This window comes from Flavobacterium sp. WC2430 (assembly GCF_040822075.1).
GTDB lineage: Bacteria > Bacteroidota > Bacteroidia > Flavobacteriales > Flavobacteriaceae > Flavobacterium.
Map to the genome: position 1 here is coordinate 2,610,760 of NZ_CP162007.1, position 20,993 is coordinate 2,631,752.

The window sequence follows — 20,993 nt, forward strand, 5'->3', positions numbered from 1 at the left end:
AGGACGTTAAAATGGTTAAAAGGTTTAAAGGAAAAGGGAAAAATATTTTAAAAAAAATACTAACTGATATAGTTCCAAATATTTTTCTTTTTGGTCAATTCAATATAAACTGCTCTTAGGGAAGCATGTTCTGGTTTTTGCAACGGAGCATCTTCTTTTAATATTTTCATAGCATGGTTTCTGGCTAACGCCAAAATGTCTCTGTCTTTTACAATATCAGCAATTTGAAGATTAAGTACACCACTTTGCTGCGTTCCCATTAAGTTTCCAGGACCACGAAGTTTAAGGTCGACTTCGGCAATTTCAAAACCATCGTTAGTACTTACCATCGTTTCCATTCGGGTTTTACTATCCGAACTCAATTTATGACTCGTCATCAAGATGCAATAACTTTGGTCGGCACCACGCCCTACGCGACCTCGTAACTGGTGTAGTTGTGAAAGGCCAAAACGTTCCGCACTTTCTATAATCATTACTGAAGCATTGGGTACATTAACACCCACCTCTATTACAGTAGTTGCGACCATTATATTGGTTTTACCTTCGGAGAAGCGTTTCATTTCAGCATCTTTATCGGCAGGTTTCATTTTTCCGTGTAAAATTGAAATGGCATATTGGGGTAGCGGAAAATCACGAGAAATACTCTCATAGCCGTCCATTAAATCTTTGAAATCCATTTTCTCCGATTCTTGAATCAGCGGATAAACAATGTAAATTTGGCGTCCTATCGCAATTTCATCGCGTATGAATTTCCAAACTTTTAAGCGGTTGCTATCAAAACGATGTACCGTTTGAATGGGTTTTCTTCCTGGAGGTAATTCATCAATCACAGATATATCCAGATCGCCATACAAACTCATGGCTAATGTTCTAGGAATAGGCGTTGCTGTCATCACTAAAACATGTGGCGGAATCACGTTTTTCTTCCACAATTTAGAGCGCTGCTCCACACCAAAACGGTGTTGCTCATCAATTACTGCTAATCCTAAATTTTTGAATTTCACCTTGTCTTCTAGCAATGCATGTGTACCAATCAGAATTTGCAAAGTCCCATTTTCTAGTTCTTCGTGAATGATTCTTCGTGCTGCAGTCTTACTTGAACCAGTGAGTAGTTTAATGTTAATATTCAGTCCCTTAGCTAATTCTGATAATCCTATAAAATGCTGGTTTGCCAAGATTTCGGTAGGCGCCATCAAGCAGGCTTGAAAACCATTATCAAGTGCCAATAACATCGTCATAAATGCCACAATCGTTTTTCCAGAACCTACGTCACCTTGTAATAATCGGTTCATTTGGGCATTGCTACCCATGTCCATTCTTATTTCTTTAATCACTCTTTTTTGTGCTCCTGTGAGTTTAAAAGGCAGGTGATTTTGATAAAATTCATTGAAAAATTCACCTACAACAGTAAAAGGATGCCCTTTGATTTTATGTTTCTGAATCAGGTTTTTAGTAATTAACTGCAACTGAATAAAAAACAATTCTTCAAATTTTAATCGGAATTGGGTTTTCGCCAAAGCTTCGGTGCTTTTAGGAAAATGGATATTGATTAAAGCGTCTTTTTTAGAAATCAGCTTTAGTTCAGCAATGAGATAATCCGGAAGCGTTTCGGTAAATAAAGTATGCGTTTCTAGAAACAACTGTTGCATCAATTTGTTAATCGTACGGTTTGAAATACCACGATTTGTGAGTGTTTCTGTCGAAGGATAAACGGGTTGCATGGCGGAGCGTAAACTTTTTTCATGTTCGCTCAATAATTCAATTTCAGGATGTGACATATTGTACATACCATTGAACGACGTGCATTTTCCAAAAATAACGCAAACCTCATTGATTTTGAGTGATTCACGAACCCATTTATGTCCTTGAAACCATACTAGTTCCATTTGTCCAGTATCGTCGACAAACGTTGCTACTAATCGTTTCCTGCCTTTACCAAACTCCACCGTTTTGACATTGATAATTTTACCAATGATTTGTACCTCGGCTACATTGTTTTGCAATTCATTGATTTTGTAATAACGGGTGCGATCAATGTAACGGTTGGGGTAAAAATTGATTAAATCGGCATACTTATGAATCCCCAATTCCTTGCGTAGCAATTCGCCCCGACTGGGACCAACGCCTTTCAAATATTCAATGGGAGTAAGTAGGAGGTTATTCATTTGACTGTATTGGACGCGGGTAACACGGATTTGCAAATGCAAAACACAGATTAATGCGGATTTTTATTTTGATGAAGCGAAGATAGTTTTTTGTTTGGAAATTTGGAAATGGGACGGATGGAATGTGATGTAGGAAAAAAGAGTATATTTGAAATATGATTTTAGAAATAAAAAAAATAAAATGAAAAAAATAATATTACTCTTCACATTTTTGTTTGTTTTGAATGTTTTCTCACAGCAAAAAAAAATGTGGGCTAAATCAATTATTAATCAAAAGGCACCAAAAATCACTGTTGAAAAATGGCTTTCTGAGAAGCCTAATACAAAAGGAAAATTTATCTTAATAGATTTTTGGGCAACTTGGTGTGGTCCGTGTAAAAGAGCTATTCCAGAATTGAATAAGTTTAAAACAGAATTTGAAAATGATCTTGTAGTAATAGGTATTAGCGATGAAACAAAAGAGGAAGTAAATAAACTTATTGACCCTAAAATTGAGTATTATAGTGCAATTGATACCAATAGAAAAATGTATAATTTTCTAGAGATAGCTGCTATTCCACATTGTATTTTAATAGATCCTGATGGGATTATACGTTGGGAAGGTTACCCGATATTAAGAGGATATGAATTAACATCTGAAGTTATAAAAAAGATCATTGGGGAATATAAAAAATAAAATATTTTCACTAAAACACTTTTAAAGGATTTAAAGATTTTTTAATTTTTGGTATAATAATTACGATGCAAAGAATAATTTTAGAAAGGAATCTTGATTTTAAACAATTTCAAAATTTATTTATTTTGACATTTAGTTGCTTAATTACATTATTTGCAATGTTGTATTCATTGCGATCTAATGAATTTGTTTACATTAAATTAGGATTGTTTGCTTTTAGCCTCATTTTCATATTAGTGATGTTTACCAAGAAAGGGTTGGTGGTTAAAAAGAATGAATTGTATAATGGAGTTTTTTTATTTGAAAAATTGACTTATAAAAAAGCAATTAAATCTGATTTTAAAATAGTAACCGTTTTTAAAGGAAGGTTATCTACTAACTATAATTACTCCTATGACATTAAAGAATTTCACAATTGGGAGCCTGATTTAAACGCTACTGTAGTAAGTTTTACTTTAAATTTGCTTAATCAAAATCATACAAAAAAAATCAAAGTGATTACATTAACAAAAGTGGATAAAACAAAAATAGCTGTTGATTTTATACTAGCCAATACTTCTTTAAAATTTGAAATTTTTAATCCAGTCTTTAACTAATTCAAAATATTAGTATGATAAAAATTGTTACTTCTTTTATTTTGTTGATCTCAATTTCCGTTTACAGTCAGGATTTTGAAGGTAAAATTGAATATAAATTATCGTATTATCAAACGGATAGTAAAGCGATTATTGATTCTCCTGAAATTATAAAATTTCTGGGAGGTACATCTACATTTATAACCAAGAAAGGATTTTATAAACAAATTACGAACTCTCAATACATGGCTTTTCAACTTTATGATCCAAAGGAAAATAGGTTATACATGAAGAGTAAAATAGATTCGGATACGTTATTTTATATCGTTGCTTCAAAAATTAAAAACACCAAGTTCGAGTATGAAATTATTAAAAATGCCGATACTATCTTGGGACATGTTTGTGATAAATTAAGTGTTCGGGACAGTGTAGGAAAACAAGACTATTATTTTGCAAATGATTTGAAAGTAAGTCCAGAATATTTTCAAAATTTCACCGCTTTTAATAAAAATAAAATTACTGATATTATGAAATCAGTATTTCTTAGAGTTGATTATTATTTTATCGATTTTATTGCAAGAATGGAAGCTACAGCTATTATCAAAACTAAAGAAAATAATGAAGAGTTTCTTTTACCTCCATATAAAATTTTACTTGAAAAATAAATACTTTTTATTTAAAGAAACTTATAAATTTACTACTTGAAAAAACTTTTCAACCTTCAAATTATTAAAATACAAATTCAGACAAGTCCCAAAATGAAGAAAACAACAACCCCCTTTTTATTCAAATTAATATTTCTAACTTTCACTATTTTATTAACTAGTTTACCACATGCTGTAGCGCAAAATAAAACGGCAGAACTAGATAAATTAATGAATCAAGCTCATGCAAGTGGTGTATTTAATGGAACTGTTTTAGTTGCTGAAAATGGAAAAGTGATTTATCGCAAAGCTTTTGGCTATGCCAATAAAGAAACAAAACAGTTATTAAAACCAGAATTTTGTTTTGATTTGGCATCAGTTTCTAAGCAATTTACCGCTATGGGAATTATGATACTAAAAGAAAGAAATATGCTTTCGTACGATGATAAAATCACCAAGTATTTCCCTGAATTCCCTGTTTATGGGAAGGATATTACAATACGAAATTTACTAAATCAAACATCGGGCATGCCTTTATATCAGCCATTCGCTAAGAAATATAACCTGACGAATGCTGAAATTTTAAAAATAATAGAAGAAAGAGAAGCGTTGGACGCTGGCATTGGAGCGCGCTATGCGTATAATAATGCTGGTTACGTTATGTTGGGTTTAATTGTAGAAAAAGTTTCGAATAAGTCCTTAGCAGCATTTTTGAAAGAAAATGTTTTTAAGCCATTAAAAATGAAAAATACTTTGGTAGGGGATACACCAAAAATTGATTTAAAAAATAGAGCTATTGGTTATACTGTTATTGGTGAACTTGACGATTATGTAGTTTCACACACGGGTTCTACAAGTATGTTTTCAAATGTTGATGATTTGTTTTTATGGGATCAAGCTTTATATACTGAAAAGTTAGTTTCTAAAAAAACTATGCAAGAAGCGTTTACTCCTGTTGTTTTAAATGATGGTTCAGTATCTAATTACGGATTTGGATGGTTTCTTACTCCAGAAAAAAAATCAGTTAACCACTCAGGAAGTGATTTTGGTTACCGTGCGTTTATCATGAGGAATTTAGAGAAAAAAAGCACTTATATCTGGCTTACGAATGCTGGAAATGCTATTAATAAAGATGAGATGAATGTGGCGATAGAAAACATATTAGCGTCTAAACCTTATGAAATACCTAAGATTACCGTTTTTTCAGAATTACAAAAAGCATTAGAAGTAAACTCAGTAGATGATGCTATTGTTAAAGCGACTAAATCTATACAATCGAGTCCAAATGAGTATGCAATGGACGATGCTGCTATTAATGAATTGGGTTACAAATTCCTTAACGAAAAGAAATTATCGGAAGCCTTTTCGATATTTAAATTTAATGTTCTAATAAATCCAAACTCTTCAAATGTTTATGATAGTTTAGGAGAGGCTTATCTATTGCAAAAAGACACCGTCAATGCTCTCGAAAATTATAAAAAATCTGTGGCTTTAAATCCAGATAATGCAAATGCAAAAAACGTTTTAAAAAAATTAGGGATAGCGACAACTGATTTAATTACTGATGTTACAGTTGCTCCAGAAGTTCTTAAAAGCTATTTGGGTAGATATCAGTTAAATGAAAATTATTCTTTTACAGTAACCGAGGATAAAGGGCAATTATTTATTCAAGGAACTAACGAAAAAATTACAACTGTATATCCAATGGCGCAAAATAGATTTTATAGTAAAATAATTACAGCTCAGTTTACTTTTAATAGCGATAAAAATGGACATGTTGATAGCTTGACATTAAATATGGGAAAAGATATGAATGCTAAAAAAGTGGAATAAGTCCCTATTAAAATATTTGTCTTAGAACTTTTAATAAATCATCGATAGCAATACTAATGAAAAAACACATTCTTCTAACAACCTTATTTCTAATAGTCAGTTCTACTTTTTCTTTTGGGCAAACCGTAAAAAACGAATTAAAAATTAGCCCAATTACGACTAATTTTTATGTCTACACTACCTATAAAATGTTTGGCGCTAAAAAACAAGATGCCAATGCGATGTATGTAGTTACTCCAGCTGGTGTTATTCTTTTTGATTCCCCTTGGGATGATTTTCCATATCAATTGTTATTGGATAGTATTGAAGCAAAACATCATAAAAAAGTAGTTTTGGCACTATCCACACATTCTCATGAAGATAGAACTTCAGGAATTGATTTCTACAAACAACATGGAATAAAAACCTATACCACTAAGAAAACAGATAAAATTTCGAAAGAAAATAAAAGACCAAGGGCTGAATTCCTAATGACTAAAGATTCTGTTTTCAATATTGGTGGATTTAAGTTTGAAACCTTTTATGGCGGTGAAGGGCATACAAAAGATAATATTGTGGTTTGGTTTGATCAACAGAAAGTGCTTTATGGGGGATGCTTAGTAAAGAGCATAGATGCTACAGACTTAGAATATGTTGGAGAAGCTAATATAAAGCAATGGCCAAATACAATTAAACGGGTGCAAGCTAGATTCAAAAACCCAAAATACATTATTACAGGACATCATGATTGGACAAGTACAAATGCTTTAAGTCATACTTTAGATTTATTGGAAGAAAATAAAAAAACAAAGTGATCCATGACTGATCTTAATTATTTCGACAATTTCTAACCATATTTTAGAAAAGCAATAAAATAAAAAAAAGTTGATTTTTGAATTAGAATATTATATTTCCTCAAATTTGCAAAAGCATTACAACAAAATTAAACATAAAATATAAAAAATGATAATTGATAAAATTGAAAATTATGGCCTTTACGCTAACCTAACCGAAAGATTAGCCAAAGGATTTAAATTTATTAAAAACACTGATTTGGATCAAATAGAGCCTGGGACTTATGAAATCGAAAGTAAAGATGTTTTTGCCATTGTTCAAGAATACGATACAAAAGAAATCAAAGATTGTGTACTCGAAGGTCATACAAAATATATCGATATTCAATATGTTATTGAAGGAGCAGAATTGATAGGAGTTACCACCAAAAAAGATCAAAAAGTAGTGACTAGTGATTTAGATAAAGATTATACTTTTTATGAAGGGGAAACAACATATTTAAAACTGGAGGCAGGAATGTTTACGGTGTTTTTTCCAGATGATTTGCACAGACCAAGTGTAAAAGATGGAGAAAGCACCAGAGTTAAAAAATTGGTCGTTAAGGTTTTGATTTAAAAGGTAAAAATTAAAAGTTACTTATCCGAAAGTGCTATCACTTTCGGATTTTTTTTGTGCTTAAAATTAAACAGTATTTTCTAATTTAATAAAATTGTGAATTCTACTTTAAACACAATATCTTTGGAACAATAACAAAAACTGTAAAAAATGACAACGCATCTCGCACTCCTTCGTGGTATCAATGTTTCTGGACATAATATGATGAAAATGGATTTATTAAAAACGACTTTGGAGAAAATAGGCTTTACCAATGTGGCTACCTATATTCAATCAGGTAATGTTTTTGTAGATTCTGAAGAAGAAAGTGCTGCTAAAGTTGGTTTTATCATCAAACAAGAAATTTTTAAAGCATTTGGACATGATGTACCAACGATTGTAATAGGGATAGAAGATTTAAAAAAATGTTTTACCAATAATCCTTTTTTGAAAGAGAAAGAATTGGACATCAAAAAAATATATGTAGCTTTTGTTTCTAAAGAATTGCGATCTGAAAATATCAATGATTTAAAAATTAGTCAGTTTAAACCAGATGAAGCCCAAATTGACGGCAACAGAATCTTTATTAAATATGCCGTAGGTGCAGGAAAAACAAGATTAGACCAAAAATACATTGAGAAAAAATTAAGTCTTACTGCAACGATTAGAAATTGGAATACAGTAACGCAGTTGTTAAAAATGTATGAAGAACGATAAAAGAATTTAAAAATGATTAAATTGAAGCAACCTTTACTATCAAATAGCATCTTGTAAGAAATTTAAACGTTGATAAAAATGAAAAAATCAATTATTTTTTGTGCTTTGCTAGCCCTTTTTTGTTCTTGTTCCAATGACAATATAAAAGCGATCACAACCTCGTATCATGGAAAATGGGAATTATACAAAATGTCTGGAAACTTGCCAAATTCTGAAACTACTGGTACAGGAATGGAGTGGCAAGAGAGTTACACTTTCAAAACTGATGGTAGCTTTACTAAATCCAGAACTAGAAATGGAGAAAAAACGGAACTGTCTGGAACCTATGTTTTTTTAAAAGTGCAAGAGGAGTCTTTTCTGGAATTAACCTATAAAATCGATAGTGATATAATAGGAAGTTGTTATGGAAATAATAAGGAAGAGCTTTATATCCTGCCCAATTCAATTTTGTCAAGTACTTGGAGAAATTGTGATGGTCCAGGATTAGAATATAAAAAAGTAAACTAGGAAGTTGTTTTAATACGAAGCTACTATTGTTTAAAGATAAAAAGAACTTCTCGTTTAATCTTTAAACAATATTTTTTTTTGCAAAAATAAATCGATTATATTTACTACTTAATACTAATTTTCATACCGTTACTTTAAGCTCATTTTATATTATAAAAATTATGTCTTTAAAACTATCCGTTATTATCTGTTTGTTTTTTGCCTCATTTGCATTTGCACAAACAGGAACACCCAATGATTATCTATCATCAAAATTTCACAAAGAACGAAGAGCAGCGCTTCGTGCTAAAATGCCCAATAATAGTGTGGCCGTTTTTTTTGGTAATCCAGTTCGCAACCGCGCTAATGATGTTGATTATGTGTACCATCAGGATCCTGATTTTTATTACTTAACGGGATATAAAGAACCCAATTCAGTTTTAGTAATTTTTTCGAATGATCAGACTAATAAAGAGGGTAAAACCTACAACGAAATGTTATATGTGCAGGAAAAAAATCCAAAAGCAGAGCAGTGGACAGGTATTCGTTTGGGCACCGATGGAGCCAAAAAAGAACTGGGGTTTGATGTAGCCTTAAATGGAAAAGATTTTTTGAATTCAGGTATTGATTATGCTAGTTTTTCTACGGTGCAATTCAAGGAGTTTAATGATGACTATCGAAATTCAAAAAAGGAGGATGCCGACTTATATAAGTTGGTTGCGGCATTTAAAAGTCAGGTTGGATATGATGTGAAGACTGTAACACAAACAGATTCTAAATTACAAACAGAATTGGGCTTAAAGAAAAATATAACAACAAAGAAAGCCATTTTAGATACTGAGTCTATTAAAACGTACATGGCTAGTTTGCGTGAGAAAAAAACCAAAGAGGAAATGGTTTTACTTACGAAGGCAGTGCGTATTTCAGCTATGGGACAGCGTGAAGTTATGAAAGCCATGCATCCTGGAATGTCAGAAACTGAGATTCAGGGACTTCATGAGTTTGTCTATAAAAAATACGGAAGTGAGTTTGAAGGATATCCTTCTATCGTGGGTGCTGGAAACAATGGATGTGTGTTGCATTATATTGAAAACAGCAAAACAAAAGTGGAAAACGAGTTAATTTTAATGGATTTAGGAGCTGAGTATCACGGCTACAGTGCCGATGTAACCCGTACCATTCCTGCAAATGGAATATTTTCTCCAGAACAAAGAGTGATATATGACTTAGTTTATGACGCACAAGACGCTGGTATTGCTACAGCTGTGATTGGAAATAGTATTAGTGCTCCAGATGGTGCAGCTCGTAAAATTATAAGTCAAGGTTTAGTAAAATTAGGAATTATAAAAACAGAAGGAGATTCCAGAAAATATTTTCCACATGGTACTTCGCATCATATTGGTTTAGATGTTCATGATCCAGGATTGTATAATAATTTTGAGGAAGATATGGTTCTTACAGTTGAGCCAGGAATTTATATCCCTGTTGGAAGTGACTGTGATAAAAAATGGTGGGGAATTGCGGTGCGTATTGAAGATGATATTTTAATTACTAAAAACGGACCTGTAAATTTATCGGCTGAAGCGCCTAGAAAATCTTCAGAAATTGAAGCATTAATGAAAGAGAAAAGTGTTTTTGATACCCTATCACTGCCTAATCTAGATTGATATTTTATTTTTAGAATATAAAAAGCTCCGAAATGATAATTTCGGAGCTTTTTGTTTTATTATTTGCTGAGTAAATCACAGTACCAAAAACCAAAATCAAATGCATCTGGTGCACTTGTATCGCAGGCTGTGTCAGAGGAATCTTCTTTTTCGGGTCTTTCATATTTACGGTACACAATTTCACCAATTTCAAAATCAATAGGTTTACTAAATAAGGGACCATCAAAAGTAAAAGTATGAAATTCTCCATTTTCACCACATACATCCACATTTTCAGGCAAATCATTGATGAAATCTTGGTCAATTACCCGACCTACAAAGCTTTTATCTAAATAGCGTTCGTTCACGCAAACTACAATCGTTTTAAATCCTAAATGGATGAATTCTTGAATCAAATCTTGTGTTGGGACTTTCCATAGCGGAAAAACACCTTTAAAGCCTATTTCGGCTAATTTATCTTCCCGGTATTTACGCAAATCTTCTAGAAATATATCTCCAAAAACAGAATGGGTTACTCCTTGACTTTTCAATTTCTCCAATGTTTCCTGCATTACCTTTTCGTACACTTCCATAGTTGGCATTTCGGGAATTTGCATGATTTCTAATGGTAATCCTATGCTTTCTGCTTGTTGATGCAATAGTTCTACTCTTACACCATGCATCGAGATACGTTGGAATTGTTGATTAACACTAGTTAGTAAACAGCTAATTTCAAAATTAGGATCTTGAAGTGTTTTGTATAAGGCCAAAGCAGAATCTTTACCGCTGCTCCAGTTAAATAGGGCTTTCTTTTTCAATGAGATTGTATTGTTTTTTCAGGTAGTAAACTTACAAAATTAGTTCTATTAGTTCGAGAAACCTTCGTAACTTTGAAAGATAGATGCATTAATTTTTTAAAATGAAATACCTTTTATTATTTATATCCACATTTGCTTTTGCACAACAAACTAAATCCGTTGACTTTAAAATAGTTCAAGGTCAAATTACGGTTAATCCTATTGAAAAATCAGTTTCAGGTACAGTCAGTTACTGGTTTGAGGTTTTAAAACCTATTGATACCATTAAAATTGATGCACAAAATATGGAATTTTCTGAAGTAGAATTAAATCAAAAAGAAATCCAATTTATTAATACCAAAAAACAAATTGTATTGATTTCCAATTTCAAAAAAGGAAAAAATAACATTAGTTTTAATTATACAGCTAAGCCAAAGCAGGCGTTGTATTTTATAGGTTCAGAAGAAAAAGATAATGTGCAAATTTGGACACAAGGGCAAGGGAGATACACCAGTAATTGGTTCCCAAGTTTTGATGATGTAAGCGAGAAAGTTATTTTTAATCTGGAAGTGGTTGTGGATTCTAAATATCAAGTAGTCGCTAACGGAGTTTTGAGCAGTAAAATCAATAACGATTCAATGACCTATTGGAGATTCAACATGCAAAAACCAATGAGTTCCTATTTGCTAATGATGGCTATAGGTAAATTTGAAAAGCAAACCCTATATTCCAATTCAGGAATCCCTTTAGATTTGTATTTTGAGTCCAAAGACAAACCTAAGTGGGAACCAACTTATCGTTATTCGAAGGAACTATTTGATTTTTTAGAAAATGAAATAGGAGTAAAGTACCCTTGGAGAATATACAGGCAAATTCCTGTTCGAGATTTCTTGTATGCAGGTATGGAGAATACATCGGCTACTTTGTTTTCCAGTCGGTATGTAGTAGATTCTATCGGTTTTTCAGATCGTACCTATACCAATGTCAATGCACATGAACTAGCACATCAATGGTTCGGAGATTTGATAACTGCCGAAAGTGGAAAGCATCATTGGTTACAGGAAGGATTTGCGACTTATTATGCGTTATTAGCGGAACGAAAAATATATGGCGACGATTATTTCTATTCCAAATTATATGAATCGGCCCAACAAATAAAATATGCTTCCAGAACAGATACGATTCCGGTTTTGAATGCCAAAGCAAGTTCTTTGAGTTTTTATCAAAAAGGAGCTTGGGCACTTTTTGTTTTGCATCAATCCATAGGTGATAAAGCATTTAAAAAAGCAGTTTGCAGTTATATAAATACCTATGGATATAAGACGGTAACAACCGAAAATTTCTTTGATGAAATTCATAAATTTTCACATTTCGACACAACAAAATTTAGTAAAGTATGGCTAGAATCAACTGTTTTTAACACTCAAGAAGCTAATGAGTTACTGTTAAAAAATGAAACAGTTCAGTTGTTGTTTGAAGTCGAAAAAGTAAAGAAAAATGAATTGGCAGATAAAATAGAATTCTTTGCTAAAACACTTCAATCAGATGCCTATTATACGGTAAAAGCAGCAATTGTCAACCAATTGAAAAATGAAATTTTTGAAAATAAAAAAGGATTATTGGAATTGGCTTTAGCTACAAATAATTTTCAAGTTCGACAAGAAGTTGCTGTTTCATTGCCTAAAATTCCTGAAGAATTTAGAGAAGAATATGAAACACTATTAAATGATAAATCCTATCAGACTCAAGAAATTGCATTGTATTATTTATGGAATTCCTTCCCTGAATATCGTATTAAATATTTAGATTTATCAAAGGATTGGATTGGTTTTAATGACTATAATTTAAGAACATTATGGTTGTCATTGGCTTTGTCAACTCCAGATTATTCAGTCGATAAAAAGGTATTAGTAGAAGAATTAATCAATTATTCTTCTACCAATTATGAAGCCATTACAAGGCAAAATGCATTAGAAAAACTGATTGCTTTTCAATTATTAAATGATGATGATGTATTAAAAAATTTAATCAATTCAACAACACATCATATGTGGCAATTTTCTAAATTTGGAAGAGATAATATTCGATTACTACTTAAAAACCCAAAAATGAGAGCTTCATTTGAAAAGGTTTTACCAAGTTTAAATGAAAGCGAGTATTTTCAGTTGAACAGGTTGTTAATAGAGTAATATATAAAACAGTTTCCTATGAGAGCATTAGTAATTTCAGGAGGAGGAAGTAAAGGCGCATTCGCAGGTGGTGTTGCTGAGTATTTATTGGATAAAGAAAAAAATAAATATGACATTTTTATTGGAACATCTACCGGAAGTTTGCTGGTTACTCATTTGGCTTTAGATAAAATTGATGCAATAAAAAAGGTATATACATCAGTTACGGAGGAGAATATATTTAACAGATGCCCATTCAAAATAAAAAATAAAAATGGTGTTGATATTATAAAAATAAATCATTTTAATGTTTTAATTAATTTTCTAAGAGGTTCAAATACATTTGGAGAAAGTTTTAACTTAAAAAAGTTGATAAAAAAAACGATTACAAAAGAGGATTTTTATCAATTAAAAAGCGGAAATAAAATTATTGTTGTTACCGTTACGAATTTAAGTAGTAATAAAGTGGAGTATAAAGCGCTTTCTGATTTTGAATACGATGATTTTTGTGATTGGATTTGGATTTCGTGCAATTATATTCCTTTTATGAGCCTTGTCATTAAAAACAATAGCGAATATGGTGATGGTGGTTTTACTAGTTTGGTGCCTATTAGAGAAGCGATTAATCGTGGAGCAACTGAGATTGATGCTATAATACTTGAAACAGAAGTGCATATTTCACCAAAATTTACTGGAAAAAACCCCTTTTCATTATTAGTAAATCTTTTTGGAACATTACTCGAACAAGTTCAAAAAAACGATATTACTATAGGGAAATTAACTGCAATTAATGAAAATGTAAAACTCAATTTATATTACACTCCCACTCAATTAACAAGTAATGCTTTGGTTTTTAATAAGATTCAAATGGAAAAATGGTGGAAACAAGGATATGATACCGCTGAGAAAAGGAATCAAAGTAATAAAGAAAACCAGTAAATTACCATAACTGATTCACTTCATTTCTAAGATAAGCTAATGCCGCACTACTTGGAGAAGCTTTTTGTAATAAATCAGAGATTACTAATTCACGTAAACTATCTGCATTTGTTACTTTTTCATGTTGTGCTGCCAAGCGAATCATTTGGATAGTCGCATTTTTGGCGGTTACTATGACAGACCAGCATTCATTAGAAATATAAATTTGTTGTGCTAAATTGTGTTCAAACTCTTGTTCAATTTGGGCAATTACAAAATTTCTGTATTCATTTTTATCTTCAGAAATTGGATTAATACGAACCATTAACTGTGATGGATTGATGCGTTCCATTAACAAAGTCATACGTTCATAAGCTTGCAAACGAATGGGTAATGTTGCCGATTGATTGTCCTTTTGTAACAACCAACGTCTGGTGTTTTGTTGGTCTTTGAAGTGCGCATCAAACAAATAGTAAGCTACCGCTCCAGTAATAAGTGAAGGAAGTGTAAAAGCAATTATTTCAGTGATTGTAGTCGAATCCATTATTAGTATTTTATGATACGCAAAAATATACTTTTTGATTATAATTCCACTTTAATTATAGTGGAATAAATCCAAGGTAGTAGTATTTTTACAAAAAATAGTAAAATAGAAAGACATCCTATTTTACTTATAAATGCTATCAATAAATGGAAACATACATTATTATTTTACTTTGCATCGCAGCTTTTTTAGCAGGATTTATTGACGCTATAGTAGGAGGAGGAGGATTAATTCAAACACCAGCAGGATTGATTTTATTACCTAATTTACCTGTTTCAACTGTTATTGGAACCTTAAAAATACCTGCTTTTAGTGGAACCTCTTTTGCGGCTTATCAATATTTAAAAAAGGTAACTATGAACTGGAAGTTATTGCTAATCATGATGGGATTGGCTTTGCCTTCGGCTTTTTTGGGTTCTACTTTGTTGACGTATATGAGTAATGATTTTATGAAACCGTTATTGCTTTTTATATTGTCATTATTAGCAATTTATACGTATGCTAAGAAAAATTTCGGGCAATTAGTCGAAAAAAATATTTCTGAAAGAACTCAAATTCTTAATGCAGTGCTGATTAGTTTTATCGTTGGTTTCTATGATGGTTTTATAGGTCCTGGAACGGGTAGTTTTCTTGTAGTCGCTTTTATTGCATTAATGGGTTTTGATTTTCTTCATGCTTCCGCAAATGCTAAAATGGTGAATTTAGCAACTAATTTTGGTTCGATTTGTCTGTTTGCTTTAAAAGGAAAAATCATTTGGGCAATCGCTTTGCCAATGGCTACCTGCAATGCCTTTGGAGGCTGGTTAGGAGCCAAACTAGCAATCAATAAAGGAAATGGATTCATTCGTATTTTCTTTTTAGTGGTTGTGGTTGGTACTTTAATTCGTTTTGCCTATGATGTTTTTTGGAAAAAATAAATGGAGTTCTTTTCTCAAATGCCATTTTTCAAGTACTTTACTTTAGTACTTTAAAATTGTAGTACTTGCGACAGTATTAAATCTTAAATTCTTATTTTTGCATAAATAGAAAATTTTCATGCAAAAATACATTTCCCAACTTAACGAAGCACAACGCGAACCTGTTTTACAAAAAGAAGGTCCAATGATTATTATTGCTGGTGCCGGTTCTGGCAAAACACGTGTTTTGACGATAAGGATTGCCTATTTAATGAGTCAAGGTGTTGATTCATTTAATATTTTATCGCTGACATTTACCAATAAAGCGGCACGTGAAATGAAAAAACGGATCTCGGATATTGTAGGTTCTGGTGAAGCTAAAAATCTTTGGATGGGAACATTTCACTCGGTTTTTGCTCGAATTCTACGCTCTGAAGCTGATAAATTAGGTTATCCTTCAAATTTTACTATTTATGATTCTCAAGATTCATTGCGTTGTATATCAGGTATTATAAAAGAAATGCAGTTGGATAGAGATATCTATAAACCAAAACAGGTTTTAGGCCGAATTTCCAATTTTAAAAATAGTTTGATCACTGTCAAAGCCTACTTCAACGATCCTGATTTGCAAGAAGCAGATGCTATGGCTAAGAAACCTAGGATGGGGGAGTTGTATCAAAAATATGTAGAAAAATGTTTCAAATCAGGAGCAATGGATTTTGATGATTTATTGTTGAAAACCAATGAATTATTAACCCGTTTTCCTGAAGTATTGGCTAAATACCAGAACCGTTTTCGTTATATCATGGTGGATGAGTACCAAGATACGAATCATTCTCAGTATTTGATTGTAAGAGCATTATCGGATAAATTCCAGAATATTTGCGTAGTTGGTGATGATGCACAAAGTATTTATGCTTTTCGTGGGGCAAATATCAATAACATCTTGAATTTTCAGAAAGATTATGAAGGAGTAAAAACATTCAAATTAGAACAAAATTATCGTTCGACAAAAAATATTGTTGAAGCGGCGAACACCATTATAGACAATAATAAAACCAAACTGGATAAAATAGTTTGGACAGCCAATGATTTTGGTCCAAAGATCAAAGTACATCGTTCTATGACAGATGCCGAAGAAGGGCGTTTTGTAGCGAGTACTATTTTTGAACAAAAGATGCAAAACCAAATGAATAATGGTCAATTTGCTATTTTATATCGTACCAATGCACAATCACGTGCTATGGAAGATGCGTTGAGAAAAAGAGATATTCCGTACCGAATTTATGGTGGCTTGTCTTTTTATCAAAGGAAAGAAATAAAAGATGTTTTGTGTTACTTGCGTTTGGTGATTAATCCAAAAGACGAAGAAGCATTGATGCGAGTAATCAATTATCCAGCAAGAGGGATTGGTGATACTACTGTCGAAAAACTGACTGTTGCGGCCAATCATTATAAGCGTTCGATATTTGAAGTGATGCAAAATATTGATAAAATTGATTTGAAATTAAATTCAGGTACAAAACAACGACTGAGTGATTTTGTCACTATGATTCAAAGTTTCCAAGTGATCAATGAAAATCAAGATGCTTTTTTTATTACGGATCATGTCTCTAAGAAAACCGGATTGGTACAAGAATTAAAAAAAGACGCTACGCCAGAAGGAATGGCTAAAATCCAGAATATAGAAGAATTATTAAACGGGATTAAAGATTTCACCGAAGGTCAAAAAGAGATTGATGGCGCACGTGGCGCTTTATCAGAGTTTATGGAAGATGTGGCCTTGGCTACGGATTTAGATAAAGATACGAGTGATGAAGACCGTGTGGCACTGATGACAATTCACCTAGCCAAAGGTTTGGAGTTCCCGCATGTATTTGTGGTAGGAATGGAAGAGGATTTATTTCCAAGTGCGATGAGTATGAGTACTAGAAGTGAGCTGGAGGAAGAACGACGTTTATTTTACGTAGCCTTAACAAGGGCAGAACATCAAGCGTATCTTACGTATGCGCAATCCCGTTACCGCTGGGGAAAATTAACAGATAGTGAACCCTCTCGTTTTATTGAAGAAATAAATTCACAATATTTAGAGTACCTTACACCTGCAGAAAGTAATTATCGTTACAAATCTATGATTGATAAGGATATTTTTGGAGATGTGGATAAATCAAAAATGCGTTTGGCTAAGCCGTCGAATGGAACTCCACCAGTTAATTATACTAATAGTAGTATAAATAAACCAGAGATAAATGTTCGTAAATTAAAACCTGTTTCTGGAAATGTTCCCTCAGGAGGTGCTAATTTATTTGATAATAAATTAGTTCAAGGAAATTTGGTCATGCACGAGCGTTTTGGTAGAGGGCAAGTAGTGAACATTGAAGGAGTAGGAGCTGATAAAAAAGCGGAAATTAAATTTGAAGTAGGCGGAATTAAGAAATTATTATTGCGTTTTGCAAAGTTGGATATTATTGGATAAAAAAGTTTAAAGTTTCAGGTTTAAAGTTGTTTGAAAACCTGAAGCTTTACAACTAACCTTAAACTAAAAAAAAATGGCTCAATTTATAAAAATATACCCTGATAACCCTAACGAAGCGGCTATTGCCAAAGTAGTGAAGGTTTTAAAAGACGGCGGATTAGTAATTTATCCCACAGATACTGTGTATGGGTTGGGATGTGATATTACCAATACAAAAGCACTTGAACGCATTGCAAAGATTAAAGGAATTAAATTAGACAAAGCTAATTTTTCATTTATTTGTCATGACTTAAGCAATATTTCTGATTATGTAAGGCAAATTGAGACTTCAACTTTTAAGCTTTTAAAAAGAGCTTTACCTGGTCCCTATACTTTTATTTTGCCTGGTAATAATAACTTACCTAAAGAATTCAAGAAGAAAACAACAGTGGGTATTCGTGTTCCTGATAATTCGATTGCACTTGAGATTGTTCGTCAATTAGGAAATCCTATTGTTTCTACATCAATTCATGATGATGATGATGTAATTGAATATACAACTGATCCAGAGCTTATTTTTGAAAAATGGCAAAACCTAGTAGATATGGTAATTGATGGCGGTTATGGAGATAATGTAGGCTCAACAATTATTGATTTGTCTGGTGATGAGCCTGTTATAATTAGAGAAGGAAAAGGTAGTTTGGATATAATATAAATAAAATAGTACAAAACCATCAAATTATTCAGAATTAAGACATAAATTAGTTTATTAATAATCAGTTCTTAATTCAATTCATAATATGAAAATGTAATGGTTTTGTTTTTTTGGCATAGGCTTTAAATTGTTTTTCTCAAAATAGTATTAGAGGAAAAGTACTCAATAAAGCAAAAGTACCATTGTCGGGTGTGAATATTTATATCGATGGCACTACAATAGCTACTATATCAGATGAGAACGGAAATTTTGATTTGCCATTATGAACCTAAAACAAATAGTATTTTAGTAATAAGCTTTATGGGGTATCAAACGGAATATCTTTCAGGACTTGATGTTACAAAAGAGCTAACTATTACTTTGACTCCTTCGTTAAATTCTCTAAAAGAAGTAGTTGTAAAAAGGAAAGATCAATTTACTAGAAAGCAAAAATTACAGATATTTAGAGAATATTTTTTAGGACAAACACATAATAGTAAACTAGCAAAAATACAAAATGAGGATGATATTTATTTCAAATATGACAAAGTAAATTTTGTTTTAAAAGCATTCTCAGATAAGCCCTTACTAATTTCAAACCCTTCCTTAGGATATAAAATAGATTACGGATTAACCAATTTTGAAACCACTTTTAGTAAATTAAGTGTAACCAAAGAGGATTTAGTTAAAAGCTATTATAGTGGATTAAGCCGGTTTGAAGAAATTGATAATTCGAATGAAATTCTAGCACTTCGAAAAAAAGCGTACGAAGGTTCTCAAGTTCATTTTTTTTTAAATTTGGCTAATAATATTTGGGATAAAGAACAATTTTTAATTATTCATAATAGGAATGTCCTTAATCCTAACAACTGCTTTAAAATTGAAAGGGAAAAAGATTTTGTAAAAGTAGAAGTGCTGACAAAAAAATATAAAAAGGAGAACATAAATGAGGTCGCATCTTATGATCTAATATTTAATAAAAATGAGCATTCAGGAATTATTTTTGAAACGGATATTTTTTATGTTTATCCAGATGGTAATAATTCTAAAATAGAAAACATTGTTTTTTCGGGGAAACTTTCAGAAGAAAAAGTGGGAGATATGCTACCTTTAAATTATGTTTATGTTCCCGAAAATGAAATATACAATACAGGTATTTTAAAATAAATTTTTGACTGTGTTTAAATGGAGAAATCTGATTTATCTGGTGATGAGCCTTTTAAAAACTTAAAAAAAATAGTCTGTAAAATATTTTGTAAAAAAATTAAATAAATTCCCAAAAAAGTCAATTGTGTTAAATTAATATTTACATTTGTGTAGGAATGATGAAGATTTAACAAGTATAAGCATGTTATTCTTAATTATATTTAATTGGTTATTAAAAAAGGTTAAGGATACATTGAAGCAGGTCTAACGACCTGCTTTTTCTTTTTCTATCGACGATTCATTTTTTTTAATTTTATTCAATCATTAAATAAATCACACAAAAAAAGCGTCTTGAAATTTCAAGACGCTTTTGGATATATTTTAAAAGATTTTTAAAAAAAACTATTGTTTTTGTTTTTTCATTTCTTTTTCGATCATTTCATAGAATTGATCAATTTTAGGTAAAACTACAATACGAGTTCTTCTGTTACGAGCTCTGTTTTCAGCTGTATCATTAGCAACTAACGGTACGTAAGAACTTCTACCAGCGGCAATTAATTGTTCTGGTTTAACACCCAATTGATTTGTTAATACACGAATAATTGAAGTAGAACGTTTCACACTTAAATCCCAGTTGTCAAGTAAAACACCGTTTCCAATATAAGGAACACTATCAGTATGTCCTTCAACCATACATTCAAAATCTGGTTTGTCATTTACAACTTTTGCTACTTTAGCTAAAACTGCTTTTGCTTTATCAGTTACATCATAACTACCAGTTTTAAATAATAATTTATCAGCAATTGAAATGAATACAACTCCTTTTTCAACATTTATCTCGATATCTGGATCAGAAATCCCAACAGCACTTTTTAAACTAGTAACAACAGCTAGAGTAACACTGTCTTTCTTAGTTAATGCATCTTGCATTCTGCTAATTTTCAAATCTTTTTCTTTAATTGACTCTAAAGCTTTTTCAATATTTTCAGCACCTTTAGTTGTCAATATAGTCATGTCTTTAGACGTATTGATAAGTGTTTGATTGTGATCTTTTAAACCAGCAACCGTAGCTGTTAACCCTGCTTTTTCTTCTAGACAAGAGTTTAATTTAACGGTACAAGAATTTAGTAAATCTTGAGTCTCTTTGTTACGAGCTTCTAAATCGGCGTATTTCTTTTTAGAAACACAAGAAGTTAAAAGAGCTAGAACGGATAATGCAATTACGATTTTTTTCATAAATTTTTTAATTAGGGTTCAATTACAAA

General features: G+C 31.7%; 20 protein-coding genes. 16 read left to right on the forward strand and 4 right to left on the reverse strand.

Annotated elements, in window-relative coordinates:
* Positions 1–59: 59 nt before the first annotated feature.
* Positions 60–2,165, reverse strand: coding sequence for an ATP-dependent DNA helicase RecG (recG, locus tag AB3G36_RS11410; RefSeq protein ID WP_367752836.1), 2,106 nt, complete (start codon positions 2,163–2,165; stop codon positions 60–62).
* Between the two features lie 181 nt (positions 2,166–2,346).
* Between recG and AB3G36_RS11415 the strand changes: the two genes are divergently transcribed.
* The 9 genes from AB3G36_RS11415 (at position 2,347) to AB3G36_RS11455 (ending at position 10,131) form a co-directional block, all read left to right on the forward strand.
* Positions 2,347–2,841, forward strand: a complete 495-nt coding sequence (locus tag AB3G36_RS11415; protein ID WP_367752838.1) for a TlpA family protein disulfide reductase — start codon at positions 2,347–2,349, stop codon at positions 2,839–2,841.
* A 65-nt stretch (positions 2,842–2,906) separates the two neighbouring features.
* A complete protein-coding gene (locus AB3G36_RS11420) occupies positions 2,907–3,437 on the forward strand; it encodes a hypothetical protein (RefSeq protein ID WP_367752840.1) in 531 nt (176 codons plus the stop codon).
* A gap of 14 nt (positions 3,438–3,451) precedes the next feature.
* Entirely contained in the window at positions 3,452–4,081 is a 630-nt protein-coding gene (locus AB3G36_RS11425; RefSeq protein WP_367752842.1) for a hypothetical protein, read from the forward strand.
* Between the two features lie 93 nt (positions 4,082–4,174).
* Positions 4,175–5,893, forward strand: a complete 1,719-nt coding sequence (locus AB3G36_RS11430; RefSeq protein ID WP_367752844.1) for a serine hydrolase — start codon at positions 4,175–4,177, stop codon at positions 5,891–5,893.
* A 56-nt stretch (positions 5,894–5,949) separates the two neighbouring features.
* Entirely contained in the window at positions 5,950–6,687 is a 738-nt protein-coding gene (bla, locus tag AB3G36_RS11435) for a BlaB/IND/MUS family subclass B1 metallo-beta-lactamase (RefSeq protein WP_367752846.1), read from the forward strand.
* Positions 6,688–6,835: 148 nt separating this feature from the next.
* Positions 6,836–7,282, forward strand: a complete 447-nt coding sequence (locus tag AB3G36_RS11440; protein WP_367752847.1) for a YhcH/YjgK/YiaL family protein — start codon at positions 6,836–6,838, stop codon at positions 7,280–7,282.
* Positions 7,283–7,432: 150 nt separating this feature from the next.
* On the forward strand, positions 7,433–7,978 hold the full coding sequence (locus tag AB3G36_RS11445) for a DUF1697 domain-containing protein (RefSeq protein WP_367752849.1): 546 nt from the start codon (positions 7,433–7,435) through the stop codon (positions 7,976–7,978).
* A 78-nt stretch (positions 7,979–8,056) separates the two neighbouring features.
* Positions 8,057–8,485 carry a hypothetical protein gene (locus AB3G36_RS11450; RefSeq protein WP_367752851.1) on the forward strand — a complete coding sequence of 143 codons (429 nt, stop codon included), beginning with the start codon at positions 8,057–8,059 and terminating at the stop codon, positions 8,483–8,485.
* Between the two features lie 161 nt (positions 8,486–8,646).
* Positions 8,647–10,131 carry an aminopeptidase P N-terminal domain-containing protein gene (locus AB3G36_RS11455; protein ID WP_367752853.1) on the forward strand — a complete coding sequence of 495 codons (1,485 nt, stop codon included), beginning with the start codon at positions 8,647–8,649 and terminating at the stop codon, positions 10,129–10,131.
* Positions 10,132–10,190: 59 nt separating this feature from the next.
* Here AB3G36_RS11455 and AB3G36_RS11460 read toward each other — a convergent pair whose 3' ends face one another.
* Entirely contained in the window at positions 10,191–10,928 is a 738-nt protein-coding gene (locus tag AB3G36_RS11460) for a diphthine--ammonia ligase (protein ID WP_367752855.1), read from the reverse strand.
* Between the two features lie 101 nt (positions 10,929–11,029).
* Between AB3G36_RS11460 and AB3G36_RS11465 the strand changes: the two genes are divergently transcribed.
* The gene (locus AB3G36_RS11465; protein ID WP_367752857.1) at positions 11,030–13,096 is read left to right on the forward strand and encodes a M1 family metallopeptidase; all 2,067 of its coding nucleotides are present in this window, start codon (positions 11,030–11,032) and stop codon (positions 13,094–13,096) included.
* Positions 13,097–13,114: 18 nt separating this feature from the next.
* Positions 13,115–14,014, forward strand: a complete 900-nt coding sequence (locus AB3G36_RS11470) for a patatin family protein (RefSeq protein WP_367752859.1) — start codon at positions 13,115–13,117, stop codon at positions 14,012–14,014.
* A gap of 1 nt (position 14,015) precedes the next feature.
* Here AB3G36_RS11470 and AB3G36_RS11475 read toward each other — a convergent pair whose 3' ends face one another.
* Positions 14,016–14,537, reverse strand: coding sequence for a hypothetical protein (locus AB3G36_RS11475; protein WP_367752861.1), 522 nt, complete (start codon positions 14,535–14,537; stop codon positions 14,016–14,018).
* Between the two features lie 146 nt (positions 14,538–14,683).
* On the opposite strand from AB3G36_RS11475, the gene AB3G36_RS11480 reads away from it, so the two are divergent.
* The 5 genes from AB3G36_RS11480 (at position 14,684) to AB3G36_RS11500 (ending at position 19,749) form a co-directional block, all read left to right on the forward strand.
* Positions 14,684–15,454, forward strand: coding sequence for a sulfite exporter TauE/SafE family protein (locus AB3G36_RS11480; RefSeq protein WP_367752863.1), 771 nt, complete (start codon positions 14,684–14,686; stop codon positions 15,452–15,454).
* A gap of 118 nt (positions 15,455–15,572) precedes the next feature.
* A complete protein-coding gene (locus AB3G36_RS11485; RefSeq protein ID WP_367752865.1) occupies positions 15,573–17,909 on the forward strand; it encodes an ATP-dependent helicase in 2,337 nt (778 codons plus the stop codon).
* A gap of 73 nt (positions 17,910–17,982) precedes the next feature.
* Positions 17,983–18,603, forward strand: a complete 621-nt coding sequence (locus AB3G36_RS11490; RefSeq protein ID WP_367752867.1) for an L-threonylcarbamoyladenylate synthase — start codon at positions 17,983–17,985, stop codon at positions 18,601–18,603.
* A 191-nt stretch (positions 18,604–18,794) separates the two neighbouring features.
* Positions 18,795–18,869 carry a hypothetical protein gene (locus tag AB3G36_RS11495; RefSeq protein WP_367757929.1) on the forward strand — a complete coding sequence of 25 codons (75 nt, stop codon included), beginning with the start codon at positions 18,795–18,797 and terminating at the stop codon, positions 18,867–18,869.
* A complete protein-coding gene (locus tag AB3G36_RS11500; RefSeq protein ID WP_367752869.1) occupies positions 18,838–19,749 on the forward strand; it encodes a hypothetical protein in 912 nt (303 codons plus the stop codon). The genes AB3G36_RS11495 and AB3G36_RS11500 overlap by 32 nt, the downstream gene beginning before the upstream one ends.
* 381 nt (positions 19,750–20,130) lie before the next feature.
* On the opposite strand, the gene AB3G36_RS11505 is transcribed toward AB3G36_RS11500, so the two are convergent.
* A complete protein-coding gene (locus tag AB3G36_RS11505) occupies positions 20,131–20,964 on the reverse strand; it encodes a flagellar motor protein MotB (protein ID WP_367752871.1) in 834 nt (277 codons plus the stop codon).
* Positions 20,965–20,993: the final 29 nt, after the last annotated feature.